At 48.0% G+C, this 15,514-nt stretch carries 15 protein-coding genes; 1 reads left to right on the plus strand and 14 read right to left on the minus strand.

The genetic code is table 11. From position 1 onward, the window contains the following. Window positions 1-21: 21 nt before the first annotated feature. From MHB37_RS27875 to MHB37_RS27900, 6 genes are all read right to left on the minus strand, one after another. The gene (locus MHB37_RS27875) at window positions 22-855 is read right to left on the minus strand and encodes a prohibitin family protein (RefSeq protein ID WP_076128733.1); all 834 of its coding nucleotides are present in this window, start codon (window positions 853-855) and stop codon (window positions 22-24) included. Between the two features lie 105 nt (window positions 856-960). Further along, the gene (locus MHB37_RS27880) at window positions 961-1,734 is read right to left on the minus strand and encodes a hypothetical protein (protein WP_405168730.1); all 774 of its coding nucleotides are present in this window, start codon (window positions 1,732-1,734) and stop codon (window positions 961-963) included. A 193-nt stretch (window positions 1,735-1,927) separates the two neighbouring features. Beyond that, entirely contained in the window at window positions 1,928-2,926 is a 999-nt protein-coding gene (locus MHB37_RS27885) for an LLM class flavin-dependent oxidoreductase (RefSeq protein ID WP_076128737.1), read from the minus strand. A 21-nt stretch (window positions 2,927-2,947) separates the two neighbouring features. Then, entirely contained in the window at window positions 2,948-3,430 is a 483-nt protein-coding gene (locus MHB37_RS27890; protein ID WP_076137019.1) for an Rrf2 family transcriptional regulator, read from the minus strand. Between the two features lie 188 nt (window positions 3,431-3,618). Then, window positions 3,619-5,061 (minus strand): SulP family inorganic anion transporter, encoded by a 1,443-nt coding sequence (locus MHB37_RS27895; RefSeq protein ID WP_076277140.1) that lies wholly within the window; start codon window positions 5,059-5,061, stop codon window positions 3,619-3,621. 195 nt (window positions 5,062-5,256) lie between these two features. Continuing rightward, window positions 5,257-6,333: a bifunctional 3-deoxy-7-phosphoheptulonate synthase/chorismate mutase gene (locus tag MHB37_RS27900; RefSeq protein WP_076185451.1), complete on the minus strand. Its 1,077-nt coding sequence runs from the start codon at window positions 6,331-6,333 to the stop codon at window positions 5,257-5,259. Between the two features lie 623 nt (window positions 6,334-6,956). Between MHB37_RS27900 and MHB37_RS27905 the strand changes: the two genes are divergently transcribed. After that, window positions 6,957-7,502 (plus strand): glutathione peroxidase, encoded by a 546-nt coding sequence (locus tag MHB37_RS27905; protein ID WP_038573366.1) that lies wholly within the window; start codon window positions 6,957-6,959, stop codon window positions 7,500-7,502. 66 nt (window positions 7,503-7,568) lie between these two features. Here the strand turns inward: MHB37_RS27905 and MHB37_RS27910 are convergent, their stop codons facing one another. From MHB37_RS27910 to MHB37_RS27945, 8 genes are all read right to left on the minus strand, one after another. Then, window positions 7,569-7,910, minus strand: a complete 342-nt coding sequence (locus MHB37_RS27910) for a 4Fe-4S binding protein (RefSeq protein WP_076099941.1) — start codon at window positions 7,908-7,910, stop codon at window positions 7,569-7,571. Further along, window positions 7,907-9,517 carry an FAD-binding protein gene (locus MHB37_RS27915; protein WP_076099943.1) on the minus strand — a complete coding sequence of 537 codons (1,611 nt, stop codon included), beginning with the start codon at window positions 9,515-9,517 and terminating at the stop codon, window positions 7,907-7,909. The genes MHB37_RS27910 and MHB37_RS27915 overlap by 4 nt, the downstream gene beginning before the upstream one ends. A gap of 158 nt (window positions 9,518-9,675) precedes the next feature. Continuing rightward, window positions 9,676-10,740 carry an ABC transporter substrate-binding protein gene (locus MHB37_RS27920; protein WP_076282670.1) on the minus strand — a complete coding sequence of 355 codons (1,065 nt, stop codon included), beginning with the start codon at window positions 10,738-10,740 and terminating at the stop codon, window positions 9,676-9,678. A 47-nt stretch (window positions 10,741-10,787) separates the two neighbouring features. Further along, a complete protein-coding gene (locus tag MHB37_RS27925) occupies window positions 10,788-11,120 on the minus strand; it encodes a ferredoxin family protein (protein ID WP_076307272.1) in 333 nt (110 codons plus the stop codon). Then, window positions 11,117-12,724, minus strand: coding sequence for an FAD-dependent oxidoreductase (locus tag MHB37_RS27930; RefSeq protein ID WP_036680291.1), 1,608 nt, complete (start codon window positions 12,722-12,724; stop codon window positions 11,117-11,119). The genes MHB37_RS27925 and MHB37_RS27930 overlap by 4 nt, the downstream gene beginning before the upstream one ends. 24 nt (window positions 12,725-12,748) lie before the next feature. Beyond that, a complete protein-coding gene (locus MHB37_RS27935) occupies window positions 12,749-13,636 on the minus strand; it encodes an ABC transporter permease (protein ID WP_341143565.1) in 888 nt (295 codons plus the stop codon). A 35-nt stretch (window positions 13,637-13,671) separates the two neighbouring features. Further along, entirely contained in the window at window positions 13,672-14,475 is an 804-nt protein-coding gene (locus tag MHB37_RS27940; protein WP_038573373.1) for an ABC transporter permease, read from the minus strand. A gap of 105 nt (window positions 14,476-14,580) precedes the next feature. After that, window positions 14,581-15,402 (minus strand): ABC transporter ATP-binding protein, encoded by an 822-nt coding sequence (locus MHB37_RS27945; RefSeq protein WP_405168731.1) that lies wholly within the window; start codon window positions 15,400-15,402, stop codon window positions 14,581-14,583. Window positions 15,403-15,514 lie beyond the last annotated feature (112 nt).

Consider the following 15,514-nt stretch of genomic DNA (forward strand, 5'->3'; position numbering starts at 1 on the left):
AATCAGAAACCCAATAATGAATTATTTAGTCAGGGATTGAACATCCACAAAAGGTGTGGCTCCCCCTGTTACAGATGGCAGCACGCCGTTCCATTTTTCCAGCGCTTTCTCCTGAACCTCAATTTGCTTCAGCTGCACCAGCTCAGGTGTAACCTCTTGCTTCTTAAGTCTTAAAGATTCAGCCTCTGCTTGCGCCTGGGCGATTTTTTGCTTCGCTTCAATTTCAATCCGCCGGAGATCATTTTCGGCCTTCAATGCCTGCTGCTGGGCGACCTGCTTTGCTTCAATCGACTGGTTAAATGCCTCCGAGAATTTAAAGTTAACGATGTTAATATCGTTGACGATCAGGTCATATTTTGCCAGCCTAGCGGTTAAGTGCTCACTAATCTCACTCGACACTACATCACGACGCGTAATCAAATCTTCTGCTGGATATTTGGCTGTCACTTCTTTAACGATTTCTTGAATGGCCGGATTGATAATTACACTATCAAAATTACCTCCGATATTGTTCATCAGATTAAAGGCGGAAGCCTTATTTACGGAATAGTTCACCGCCACATGTGTGGACACGGGCTGAAGATCTTTTGAAGAGGCTGAAGTATCGGTCTCCGCCTTCGTTACCTGTGTATTGACCTGAATCACCGTCTGAATAAATGGAATTTTAAAATGAATGCCGGGTGACAATGTATTGTCATTTAATTTACCAAAGGTTTTGTATAAACCTACATGCCCATATTCCACTGATACAAAAGAGTTCGCGCCGATCAACAATACAATAAGCACCGCTGCAATACCGGTGACTATTTTTCCCGGACGCAGCTGTTTCAATTTCGGATTCATTTGCATATTCATCCAATACCCCTCCTAGATTATGGATAATCATTCAAGCTTAACCGTCTATACGGAGGTTTAGGGTAAATGGTCGCAGGAAATATTTCAACAGCAGTGGTCATGGCGTTACCGCTCTGGGATCAGTCCTTCTACGGTCAACCGGAATTTCTTGCTCTGCTTGTCCCCGATGTTAGAAGCTTCATATATTCCTTCATCCGTTAGCACCACGGAGTCCGCCTTTAAAGCATCATTAACAAAAGTTATCTCAGCGTGATCAACATTCCAGCGGTAAATATAGGCACTCATCGGATTTCCATGTGCGGCTACACCCTCAAAAGATCCATCCTGATCAACATCCAGCTCTTTGGAATGTCCGATATCAATTTGCAGCAAACCCGAGGGGTTACCGCTCTCGTCGATTAAATAATAGTTACTGAGCGAGTTATTTGCTCCTAGTCCCCCGGTGATTTTCAACACCTTTTCGCTAAATAGCCGCACTACTTCTACCTTGATATCCTCCGGTTGACGATAATTATAAGTTCCTATCGCCCCTAGACTGTATTGTCCTTTGGAAGTAGAAGTTCTGGCATACACATAGTCTTCGTCACTAGCCATCGTATACACACTCACTTTGACTCCTCCAAAATCCTCCAGCTTCTTCTCTGTAATCAAAGTAGCGCCTGTGGGTGGAGCACTTAGTTGAGAGACTATGGGCATTGTATCCACCAGGTTCCACTCCAGCTTAATGAGGTTAGCAGCGGTGTTTGTTGGCTTCGGTCTTGAGGTGTGGTAGTCGTTAGCCGATTGAGCGGGGGATGGGTCCACCTGATGTTGGCAACCTGCCAGTAGATTCATTAGAAGCAAGGCTGTCAGCGTAACGGATTTATGTAAAGGAAACATCCTTGATCACTTCCTAACCTCTTTTTAAAAATAAATCTTTCACTAATCATAGATGAAGTTAGGCATTCAAATGTTACTTTTAGGAGGCGGGAGGGTTAATTTATTGTCTTTTGAGGACCAACTTCGATCAAAAAAATTAAATTGGCATACAAAAAACCCGCATCAAATGCGGGTTAAGGTTAGCTATCCAGAATCAAGAGCCTAGCAGTTCACGCGCCAGTAGTCGGTAAACCTCTAGCCGTTTCTCCTGCGAATGTGGGATGCTGCATATCATTGCTTCTTGGAATCCATATTGTGCTTGTTCTTCTTGCAAACGTACGGCGATGTCTTTAACCGCACCAACTAAATGAATCTTGCGCCCTTCCTTGATTGACATCCGGTCAATTTCCGATAGCGAAATGTTCTGAGCTTCTTCTGGTGTCAGCACCTGAGTAATCCGGCCCTTACTCATCATCAACCGAAAAATATCCTGCGGTAATGCTTCATACTCAGCTTCTTCCTTCGTTTCTGCTGTGGTCACCATATAGGATACACTGATCTCTGGTTTGTCCATAAAGATAGAAGGCTGGTAGTTATTCCGGTAATGGTCCAAGATTTCATTACTCATCGCACCATTAAAAAATTGTGCGAAGGAGTATCCGACTCCCATTTGTGCAGCTTTTCGCGCGCTATTGCCGCTCGAGCCTAACAACCATACTTCTGGGAGCGCCACCTTCGTTGGAGCAGCGAGATTTTTGGCATATAGCTCATCTTCCGGAATCTGATCACTAAGCAGCTGCATGGTAATGCCAAGCTTGTCATACATATTATGCAGCATTAACTCACGGCCTTCAGATAAAGCGTACATGGCGCTTGTATCGCCACCAGGAGCTCGTCCCACACCAAAATCAATTCTCCCCGGGGAAAAAGCACTTAACGTTTTAAATACTTCAGCCAGCTTAAGCGGAGAATAATGCATCATCATTACACCGCCGGTGCCGATTCGAATACGGTTGGTCTTGGCGGCTAAACGGGCAGCCGTTACTTCCGGAGCTGAGCTAGCAAATGTATTTCCGCCATGGTGCTCTGCCATCCACATTCTGCTATATCCCAGCTCATCTGCTAAAATAGCGAGTTCTTCTGCTTTATTCAGGGCACCTTCCGCAGTGTTGCCGCTTGTCACGGGTGCCTGATCCAATATGCTTAATCTCATGCGAATACATCCCTTCTTTGGTTAGATGACCATTTTATTACTGACCCATTCCTCTAGGGCTGCAATCTTATCTTTAAAGCGTTCACCACGCATTTCCTCCGACAACGAAGCAATAGTCTCCCGCTTTAATACGGCTTTCCAAGAGGATTCAGCTTCTTCCATCAGATTCGATAACAGGCAGCAGCTGTCTTCTTTTTCTAAATCCAACATATCTACCAGAATACCATTCGATGAATACAGCGACTGCTGGCCTTCCACCGCGAGGTAAACGTCATATACACGAATATCTTCAGGGCTTTTCTTTAATTTAAAACCGCCTTTAATGCCGGGAACAGACGTGATGATGTCTGCGGTTACCAGCTTTCTTAACAGTTTCTGAAAATAGGTCGCCGATGCTCCGAGCTGCTGGCTAATCGCTTCCCCAGACAACACCGCCTTATCCGGCAGCATGTTGAGTAGAACCAGTGCATATACCGACTGTTCTACCCCTGTTTTCATATGCATGTACAGCACCTCGATTTACGTAAATAGCTTGATTCAAACTGTAGATAATACCATCCGCGTATAAAGCGGATAAACATTATCCACTTTATACTTTATATCAGTTTGCACCAAAAGTAAAACCTTGCTGGCCTTTCTTTCAGTTAATATCTGCTATAAAAAAAAGATCGCGCATATAGCGCAATCTTTTTTCATATGGATAATCCCACCCGCTGAACCAGCTGTGAGCTCTGGTCATTAAGTCCGGTAATGGTGACTTTTTTACCATGCTCGGCGTATTTGCTCATCGTCTTCGCTATGGCATGGACAGCGGATTGGTCCCACACATGGGAGTGTGAAAAATCGATAATAATATGATCCGGATCGCTATCGTAGGCGAATTCATGAATGAAGTGGCTTGTCGTGCCGAAGAACAACTGGCCGGATACCGCATATGTTTTGGAAGAGGTTGCTTCCTGAACAGTTAGGCGGATCGAAGCTATTTTCCAAGCAAACGTTAAAGCACTTAGCAGAACTCCAAACAAAACCCCAATAGAAAGGTTGTCCGTAACCACCACAGTGACCACCGTCACAATCATAACCAGCGCATCGCTTAGCGGAACACGGGTTAAAGTTTTGAGTGAGCCCCATTCAAAGGTGCTGATACAGACCATTATCATTACGCCGACGAGCGCGCCCATCGGGATCTGCTTCACCACATCGCCAAGTACGATAATTAAGAATAATAAAAAGATCCCTGATACAAACGTGGACAGACGCGTGCGTCCTCCTGACTTCATGTTAACCATCGATTGGCCAATCATCGCACAGCCTGCCATCCCTCCGAAAAAACCAGTGACTACATTCGCAAGCCCCTGTCCCTTCGCCTCTCTGTTCTTATCACTACCTGTGCCCGTAATATCATCTATTAAGGTGGCAGTCATCAGGGATTCCAATAGCCCAACTACGGCCAGCGAAAGTGAATATGGCAAAATAATAAGCAGCGTATCCAGCGTGAACGGGATTTGCGGGAGATGGAATAGTGGCAAAGTTGCTGTAATATTCCCCATATCGCCTACGGTTCTTACGTCCAGATGAAGAGCGATACTAAGAACAGAAACAATAACAATCGCTACAAGTGCCGAAGGTACGGCTTTGGTAAACCGAGGAACCGTGTAGATAATAAGCAAGGTCAGAGCTACCAGTCCGTACATCACCCAGCCTTGTCCTTTAAAATGGGTAAGCTGTGCCATAAAAATCAGTATCGCCAGCGCGTTGACAAAACCCGTCATGACCGGCTGTGGCAAAAACGTGATAAACCGCCCCAGCTTTAGCATCCCCATCAATATCTGAAACACGCCAGCCAGTACAGTTGCCGCGAACAGATACTCTATTCCGTGTTCTAGTACGAGACTTCCGACTAACAGAGCCATAGCTCCCGTAGCCGCCGAGATCATTCCGGGTCTGCCTCCGGCAAGTGCCGTTACAATCGCAATGCAAAAAGAGGCATATAAACCAACCATCGGACTTACTCCCGCCAGGATCGAAAAAGCGATCGCTTCAGGAATCAGCGCAACGGCTACGGTCATCCCCGATAAAATATCGGTTCGAGTGTTAGAAAACCACCCATTATTTAAGGTAAGCTGCTTCAAAATCTATTTTCCTCCTGTGACTATTAAAATGTGTGGATCTTTTGTCAGAAAAGACCCGGGGCCGGTGCAACGCTAATGTTGCTTATTGTACTCGACCCACCTTCACCTTCACAAAAAGATTAGTTAGACTTGTAAGCGCTTATACACCTCATTTTCTAGCGAATCCTTAAAATATCATGCAAATTCTATATTTCTAGATTACCGGTACAATCCGGAAGCTTTCACTTCATTAAAGAAGGTGTTGAATTCATCAATGTTCAGCTGCTGAGCGGCATCAGACAATGCCGTTGCAGGATCAGGATGCACTTCCACCATAATACCGTCAGCTCCAGCTGCGAGTGCGGCTTTCGCACATGGAATAAGGATGTCTTTGCGGCCTGTCGAGTGAGTTACATCAACCAATACTGGCAAATGACATTCCTGTTTGAGAATTGGAACTGCTGAGATATCAAGCGTATTGCGGGTCGCTTTTTCATAGGTACGAATTCCACGTTCAATCAGCATGATCTGTGTGTTTCCACGAGACATGATATATTCCGCTGCATGGATGAATTCATCGAGTGTGGCAGCCAATCCACGTTTCAGCAGTACCGGCTTGTCGACTTCTCCGACCGCTTTTAGCAGCTCGAAATTATGCATATTACGTGCACCGATCTGGATGATATCCACATAATCAAGTGACTCTTCAATATGTCTTGGATCTACAATTTCGCTGATGGTCAGCAGTCCATATTCATTTGCTGCTTCTCGTAATATTCTCAAACCGTCCATTCCCAGTCCTTGGAAATCATAAGGTGAAGTCCGAGGCTTGAAGGCACCGCCACGCATTACACGTACTCCGGCTTTTTGCAGGGCGGCAGCTACGGTACGAGTCTGCAGTTCACTTTCCACGGAGCAAGGACCGGCTACCATCAGTGAAGAAGCACCGCCAACCGTTACATCTCCCGGCAGAACAATCACTGTATCCTCTTTGTGGCTCTTGCGGGCTACCAGTAAAGTTTTTTTATGATCATCTGTTTGTAAGTCCAGAGAAGCTGAGAAAATTTGTTTGAAGAGGCTACGGATCGTCCCGTTAGTGAAAGGGCCTTTGTTGCTCGCTACGAGCTTATCCAGCATCTGTTTTTCCCGTTCTGGATCAAATTTAGGGACACCTTGTTTTTCTTTAACTCCTCCAATCTCCTGAACAATCTTAGCCCGCTCGGAGATCAGCTCCAGCAATTGCCCATTAATTTCATCCAGACGACCTCTAAGAACATCCAATTCCACGTTACTCATTACCCTTCCACTCCCTCTTTTTGTTATAATTTGGAACGCAAAAAGGCCCCCCGTCGCAAGGGACGAGGAGCCGTGGTACCACCCTTATTTAGAATTAACCCGAATACTAGCACAAAGGAATAGAATCTCATATTCCCCTGACTAAGAATTAATTCTGTCTTTCACCCGGTAACGCGGGGCGCGGGCCTCCCTACTCATACCTGCCACAACCTGTGACAAACTACTTCAGGGGCCGACTCGGAAGTGAACTTCGGCATTAATCGTCTCATGAGGGTGCTCTCAGTCTCCGGCACGCCTTCCCTGTTAAGATCCGCTATAATGCTTACTCTCTTCGTCATAGTCCTTATCTATGTCAGCGCGGCTTTTGCGCTGGTTTCTGCTATCTTAATCAAAAAACGTCCCCGATGCAAGATAATAATGGAACGCAGAGTAGCTTTAACGCAATAAATTTTTTTGACTGATCCATACCCATTATCTATCCTATTCCAACCTGGCAATTACGGTTCCAATTCCTTCAAGCTGTATTGTTTGACAGCGATAATTGAATTGTTTACAATTTAATTATTATAAATATTTCCTGTTCTTTTTCAAAAAGCATAGATAACTGAAGGGATGTAGCAGCCATGAGCATTTATCAATATTCAGCACGCAGTATTCGGGGAAAAGATATCGAGCTAGAGCAATACAAAGGTAAAGTGCTACTGATAGTGAATACAGCAAGTAAGTGCGGATTTACCCACCAATATTCAGATCTGCAAAAGCTTTATGAGCGGTACGAGGAACGCGGCCTCCAAATTCTCGGCTTTCCTTCCAATCAATTTGGAGAGCAAGAACCCGGCAGCAATGAAGAGGTTAATGTATTTTGCCAAATCAATTACGGGGTAACCTTCCCACTCTTTGAAAAGGTTGACGTAAAAGGCGAAGCTAAACACCCTCTTTTCACCTACCTGACAGAACAGGCTGGATTTGAAGGGTTCGATATCAACCATTCTTCAGGAAAGCTGTTGCAAAGCATGCTTGAAGACAAAGATCCAGAGGCTCTGAACAATGACGAAATCAAGTGGAACTTCACTAAATTCCTGATTGATCGCGAAGGCAATGTGGTCACTAGATTCGAATCTACGGTGGACCCGCTGGATATTGAACCAGCTATCGAAGCCCTGCTATAAGTTTCTAATATATGAAAAATCCGCCCAGCTTTCGGGCGGATTTTTTGGGTTTAAGCATCTGCTTAATCATGTACGGTACTGCTCGGTAAATACTTCAAAATAAGGAGTCGTGTCCCTCTCCGCCATCGAACCATTCGCACCAGGTCCCCAGCCGATTTCAGCACGCCAGCTTCCCAACACACCTGACTGAATCAGCGCCTCCTCATTTACACCGATCAGCTGATCCGCCTGTGGTGCCACGTATAAAGCATCTACAGGACAATAAGCTTCACACATGAAACAGGTCTGGCAATCTTCCTGACGGGCAATGACCGGAATCTTCCCCTGCATTTCGAATACGTTCGTCGGACATACTTTCGTACACAGCTTACAACCAACACAACGCTCCAAGCTGATTAATTCGATCATATCGCTTGCCCCTCCTTCAGCGCATTCAGTTCATGAGCATGGGGCACAGCCTCTGTACTGACGCTTATATGTTGAATACCGGATAAGATCAGCCGGTGAGTCTGGCGCGGATCAAGCTCCGGATATTCCGCTAGTTTTTGCAGTCCGCGGGTCTCTTTCCGGGCGAGTGCCGCGGTGTACATCCACCTGCCGACCGCGAGCATAGCCGCGGCTTCACGCGATTGCACGATGCCCTGAACGCTGGCAGGAGCCTGCCCGTTCAAATAGGGCATCAAGGCATTCAGCCGCTTCAAGGCTGAAGAAATGCCCGGCTCGCTGCGGAAATAATTGATCTGCAGCGGCAAGATTTCACGCTGGATTGCCGCGATTAGCGGCTTCACCTCCAGCGTTTCCGAGGCATCGGCGCCAGCCGCCAGCCCGTAGCGTCCCGCTGCGGTCAGCTTGCGGCTGTTCGCCTGTCCTCGGCAGGACAGCGCATGCTGCGCGGCTCCCTGTCCAGCCCAGCTTCCGCTGCACATGGCCCAGGAAGCGTTATAAGCCCCGCCGCCGGAGATGGCGCCGGTCACTTTCTCGCGAGATGCGGCATCACCGGCCGCATAGAGTCCGGGCACGGTCGTCTGGCAATCCGTACCGCTCAAGCGCAGACCCCCAGTCCCGCGCATCGTGCCCTCATAGCGCAGGGTGAGCGGGAATTTCTGCTTAAACGCATCAATTCCCGCCCGCTCCAGCGGCATAAAGAAAATCGGATGCGCTTTGCGCAGGAAATCCTGTTTCTCCGCGGTGTCTGCCAGATCCAGCGAAGCGTAAACCGGACCCTTCAGCATCAGCTCAGGAATGCTGCCAAAGGTCCGATCCCCTCTATGCAACGGATGACCGTCCGCGTCATAGAGAGTGGCCCAAGCCAGCATGCGTCCACGTGTTACGGTTCCGTCCGCAAAGCTTGGCGCATATTGGCGGCTGAATTCCATGCCCGAGAGATCAGCTCCCACCTCTGCGGACATCAACAATCCTTCCCCTGTCAGCACGTTGCAACCAAGACCTTTGCTGAGAAAAGCACAGCCGCCGGTAGCCATCACAACGGCATTTGCCTTCACTTCCCAGGACTCTCCTGTCAGGCGGTTGATCCCACGCGCTCCACCAACACCGTGTTCATCGTGAAGAAGTTCCAGCGCTGGTGACTGATCAAGAATTGTGACCCCTGCTTTGCGCACAACTTTTCGCATAATCCGCATATATTCTGGTCCATGGAGATGGGTACGCAGTGAGTTTCCTTCTTCATCCTTCGGAAACGGATACCCCCACTGCTCCACTTGAGCCAGGTTCTGCTCTACCTGATCCAGCACCCGGTGAATCCAAGCATTCTCCGATAAATATCCGCCGGCCTTAAGTCTGGCCTGCACTGCCTGCTCCCGCAGCTCGGCAATGGGAGGAATAACTAGCAACGTTGTTCCTCCCGGTGCAGTTGCGCCACTAGTGCCCAAGTAGCCCTTATCCGCCAGGACTACCTTTGCACCTTGCGAGGCTGCACTCCATGCCGACCACGCCCCAGCAGGACCTCCGCCAAGCACGAGGACATCCACTGTCATTTCCTTCTTAAGCTGCGACATATTTTTTCCTCCTACACCATTAGCTGAGTTAGTTGAACTTAAAAATCACTAAAGGGAGGAGTGGCGGAGAGGCGGCCGAAAGTCCAAACATTCACCGCAGTCACTCAATTACCTTTACAGAAGAATCTTAAGTTCAATTAAAGCAACCTTTAAGCAACTTATTTCAGCTGCCAATCGCTAATATTGAAGTCTTTTTTCGCTAACTTCTCTTCGACGAGGAAGTTTTTGGTACCGTCCAGCAGCTTTGTTCCTTCATCAGTGAACGCAGTATCCTTGATATCACTAATCGGATTCACTTGCTTCGCCAGCTCAGGCGTTGTATCTCCGATTTCAGCCAGAAATTGATAATACTCATCTTCATGCTGCTTCAAGTCTGCCAAGGCTTTCTCTCTAGCTTCGTTCCATACCTTCGGAAAATCAGGGAATTTCGCCAGATAATCCTCAGACACAACTGTTGCGCTAGAACCAAGCAGGTTCGGGTGCTTCGAGGCATCATCCAAGTGAGTGTAACCTTGGTCAATCAGCTTCAGCGCAGGAACACCTAGATTTGTTGTAGCATCTACATCTCCACGGGCTAAAGCTGCAGTAGCATCAGGAATGAGCATATGCACGAGTTTGTAGTCGGTCACGCCTTCTTCCTGTAGTAATCCAACTACATAACGGTGCATGAAGGAGCCTTTTTGAATCGCGATAGTTTTACCTTGCAGATCTTTCACCGTCTTGGGCCCATCCTTCTTGCCGATCAAATAACCAATCGTGTTCGCGGAAGATTGTGAAATCAGACGGGTCTTGGCTCCAGAAGCGTAGGCAATAATAGCAGGTGTATCTCCAAGGCTGCCGATATCCAGCCGACCACTAATCAAGGATTCTGTCTGATCCGGACCGTTTGGAAAGCCAGTAAGCTTCACTTCAGTAATGCCGTATTTCTTCAACTCTTCTTGAATAATCCCTTTATAAAAGCCCCAACCCTCTGCACCGCCGGGCACATTCAATTTGTTGGAACCGATAAACCCAAAGTTCAATACCGCTGGAACATTGCTCGTGCTCGTGGCCCCTTCTCCCGCCTTCTCCGTATTTGATCCCCCGGAGGCAGATGCTCCATTGCCGCCCGTATTATTTCCGCAAGCCTGAAGCACCAGCATGGCCATCATAATTGTAGTTAAAAGTGCAAACCGAATCTTCCTAGAACGTTTCCCTTGAATCTCTCTGTACGCTTGTTTCATTGTTTCTCCCCCTAGGTTTATGCTATTTATTTAAATCTTGATCCAGCTCAGAACCCTGCCCTCGACGCCAATTTATACATAAAGTCATGGCTTGCCACCGGCTGCCTGCCCTTACCCCAGCCTACTTTTTCACGATAACCGCCAAGTAGTTTCTGCTCCTGAAGTTCCGCTTCTGTCACACCAATAATATTCTCAGAGTCTGGTGCAACGTAGAGAGCATCGACAGGACAATACAGCTCACACATAAAGCAAGTCTGGCAATCACTCTGCCGGGCAATAACAGGAATGCCATCCTCTACCCGTTCGAAAACATTAGTCGGGCAGACAGATACACATTGGTTGCACTCTACACATCTGGCAGCGCTGATCACCTCAATCACGATAGAACACCCTCCTTAGCCACGGCTTCCGTCTTCACCCATACCTGATCTAATCCGCCACTGATCAAGCGGTGATGCTGGCCATGATCTGTAGCCTTGAAATCCTCACGCTTATGCATGCCTCTCGTCTCTGTACGAGCAAGTGCAGAATTGTACATCCAGCGGGCTGTTGCGGTCATGGCTTCGGCTTCCCGTGCCTTGACCCCTTCTGGCGTACGCTGAATTTCGCGGCTTCGTTGCTCTTTCCACAATCCATCCAGACGATCTAGTGCAGACGTCAGCCCTTGTTCTGTCCGGAACAAATTGATATCATACGGCTTCACCTCAGCCTGTACAGCAGACACATACTCTGCTGTTTGGGCTGCCACTCCCGGCTTCACTTCCTGATGCACCAGTGGTGATGATGATAAGCCGACTGGACTACGCTGCGCAGCGTGCGACCCCAGACTCTGTGCATAGACAGCAGCTCCTTCACCAGCAAAAGAACCTGAAGACATCGCCCACGCCGCATTATGGCTGCCACCGCCAGTAAAACCTCCGCAAATCAGCTCGCGGGTAGCAGCATCTCCTGCCGCGTAAAGTCCGGGAACACCTGTGCCGCAGCTTTCATCTGTAATATGGATGCCACCCGTCCCCCGAACCGTGCCTTCGAGCCGCAAAGTAACCGGAAACGCATCCTTGAACGGATCAATTCCCTGGCGGTCAAAAGGAAGGAAAAAGTTCGTCTGCGCCACCCGCAGCAGCGGTCTTAAATCCTCTGGTGCCCCATCCAGCTTGGCGTACACCTGATTACCTGCCAACAGATTCCGGGCAATTACAGAACGGCCTTTCTTGGAACCGGCTCCCTCCACAATGCTTCCATCCTCATAATAAAAGCTGGCATAGCTGTAATACGCCGTCTTGGTCACCGAAGAGAACGTAGGGCAGATCGCATAGGCATTGGAGAATTCCATGCCGGACAGATTCGCCCCAGCCTCAGCAGCGAAGAGATAACCATCTCCGGTCAACACGTTGCAGCCAAGTGCCTTGCTTAGGAAGGCGCAGCCTCCGGTAGCAATAACGACTGCTCCTGCCTGAACAGTCCAGGTTTCTCCACTCTGGGTATGAACTCCAGCCGCTCCAGCTACGCCATGCTCATCTGCCAGGAGTTCCAAGGCTGGGCTGTGATCTAGAATTTTAACGCCTGCCTTTTTCACCAGCCTACGCATTAATTTCATATATTCCGGTCCTTGCAGACTTCTTCGGAATTGATTGCCCTGCTCATCTACAGGGAATGGATAACCGGAAACACCCAGCTTGTTCATATTGGCATAGGTTTGATCCAGCACCCGGTCCATCCAGCGAGATTCAGCCAGCTGCCCGCCAAGCGCATAACGACTTGCTTTTGCCTCTTTCCGGAGCTTCTCATCCGGCTTCACATACCAGACTCCCGTTCCCGACGGTGCCGTTGCCCCACTTGAACCGCAGTACCCTTTATCTGCAAGGATTACTTTGGCCCCCTTCGCTGATGCAGTAAGGGCTGCCCACGTTCCTGCCGGACCTCCTCCGATAACGAGCACGTCTGCCACCAAATTCACCGATCCTTTTTTCACCGATCCACTCATATGTTTAAGACCTCCTCAGTTTGTTTAGCCTTCGTAACTATCGCGCCAGAACAGGAACTTTCGTTCAATAATCCGGAACAAGGAATCGATCAGCTTACCGACAATTGCGAAAATAATAATGCCTACGAATACAACCTCTGTATTAGAGTTCTGCTTCGCTTCATTGATAAGAAACCCAATACCTGACTGTGATCCAATAAGCTCTGCTACAACCAAACCAATCCAAGCTACAGCCAGCGACAACCTTAGCCCTAACAAAATTCCAGGCAGCGCCGCCGGGAGTATAAGCCTGCGCAGCTTCTGATATGGACTGAATCCCAATACACGAGCTACTTCGAACAATTTATTGTCCACATTGCGGATGCCCATAAACGTATTAATATAGAGCGGAAAAAATGAGCCTGTCATAATGATCACAACTTTTGACATCTCTCCAAACCCGAACCAGAGAATAATGAGCGGCGCTATAGCTAAATGGGGAACAAGCCTAAGCACTTGTACGCTAGGATCGAGCACATATTCTACACTGCGAAACAAGCCAGTCAGTACGCCGAATAGAAGACCCAACACACCTCCAATAAGAAATCCGATGCCCGCCCTACCCATGCTGACACCCAGATGATGAGTTAACTCTCCAGTAACCAACAAGTCGGTAAAAGCTCTTGCAATCGAAAGCGGAGTCGGCAAAAAGGTTGCTGAGACCAGCCCCGTACTCCCTGCCAGCTGCCAAAGGACTAACGTCACCACCGGGATAATTGCACCCATTCCCCAATCAGAGAGCAGGGGTTTCCATGCAACTTGTATTGCAGGTTTCTTCGGTGTCTTCTTGGATAAAGGAGCTGTGCCGCTGCTATCCAGCGTTTCTCTGGCTCTTTTAGTATTTTTGATAATAGCTTCTACTACATCGCTCATGGTGCATCCCCCTTTTGTTTAATGAGCGTTCAAGGTTATCCGCGATAACTGTCTTGCCATCTCAACAACCGTCGTTCAATGTAACGAACAATGGAATCACTCAACAATCCAGCTACGGCAAAAATAATAATTCCCACGAACACCACTGGTGTGTCCGCGAATTGACGCGCGTCGGACATCATGTATCCAATGCCTGAGGTAGATGCAATAAGCTCTGCCACTACTAACCCCAGCCAAGAAAGCCCTAGAGAGAGACGCACTCCAAGAATAATGTTCGGCAGCGCTGCTGGAAGTACTAACCTGCCAATCTGCTTCAATCGGCTGAAGCCAAGTACCCGGGAAACTTCGAACAGCTTGTTATCCACGCCGCGAATTCCCATGAACGTATTGATATAAAGCGGGAAAAAAGCTCCCTTAGCTATCAATAGCACCTTCGACTCCTCACCGATCCCGAACCATAAAATGAACAGCGGTACTACCGCCAGACTGGGAATCATGCGGATCATTTGCAGGGAAGGATCTAACAGCTTCTCCGATCTGCGGAACAGGCCTACGAGAAGTCCTAACAGCAGACCCAGTCCACCACCTAGCAGGAATCCAGAAAAGGCTCTGACCAAGCTGATTCTAAAGTTCGGCCACAGATCGCCTGAAGCCGCTAAAGTTACAAAAGATTCCGCAATCGTATACGGCGTAGGGAACAGCATCTCCGAGATCATTCCATAATGCCCGAGCGTCTGCCACAGAATTAGCACACTGCCCGGCAGCAAAAGACCAAGTCCTAGTGTTGCCACCTTTCCGGGTCTTCCGGAAGTTCTTATGGCTACAGCCCGATTTGTCATACTTTGAACCCACCTTTTTTCAGCTTTACAATCACTTTAAATAAACGGAAAGAGACCCTCGAATGTAATGCCTTCGAAAGTCTCCATGGGTATGGTCGACCTATTTTATATTCCGGCTCCGTCTGTAAGCTCTAGCTCATCTACCTTTTCAAAATAATTCAACACCTTCAAACGCAGCTCTTGAAAGGAGGTCGTTGTTTTTTTCCGTGGATACGGTAAATCTATCGGTACAATTTTACGTATTTTCCCGGGACGCGGCTCTAGAATCACTACCCGATTCCCCAAGAACACAGCCTCATCAATATCATGTGTCACAAAAATCATGGTTGTTTGGTTAGCCCACCAAATGTCCAGCAATACCGTCTGCATATGAGCCCGAGTGAATGCATCCAGTGCACCAAACGGTTCGTCCAGCAGCAGTATTTTCGGATTGCGCAGAAGTGCACGAGCTATTGCCACCCGCTGGGCCATCCCTCCCGACAACTCGCGGGGATAAGATTTCTCAAATCCATTTAACTTCACCAGATCAATCAATTCATCGACCTTCCGCCTAACCTCCTTGTTCCCTAGCGGTAAATCAGAGGCAATATTCTTCTCAACGGTAAGCCAGGGAAAGAGGCGATGCTCCTGAAAAATAAAACCCTTATCGATCCCAGGACCCCCAATCTCCGCCCCTTCCAGGGTGACACTGCCAGTGTACCCGCTATCCAGACCGGCTACGATGCGTAATAGTGTACTTTTTCCACAGCCGCTGGGGCCGATGACTGTAATAAATTCGCCCTCCTGTACATGGAGATCTACATTATGGAGTGCTTGAACATGACCACCGGCAGACTCAAAACGTTTATTTAGGTTCGAAATAGACAGCAACGCTTCTCCCACCTTGACCCCTCCTTTAATCTGTATGGACAAAAAAAACAGAGGCATTGCGTTTTTACATTCGCAATACCTCTGTAGGAACAGTCGGCAATCATTATTCAAAGTAAATCAATTGGAATTATAATATTTAAAATATCATCGATTTTATAAGCTGTCAACA

This window comes from Paenibacillus sp. FSL H3-0286, assembly GCF_045040705.1.
Taxonomy (GTDB): Bacteria; Bacillota; Bacilli; order Paenibacillales; family Paenibacillaceae; genus Paenibacillus_AQ; species Paenibacillus_AQ odorifer.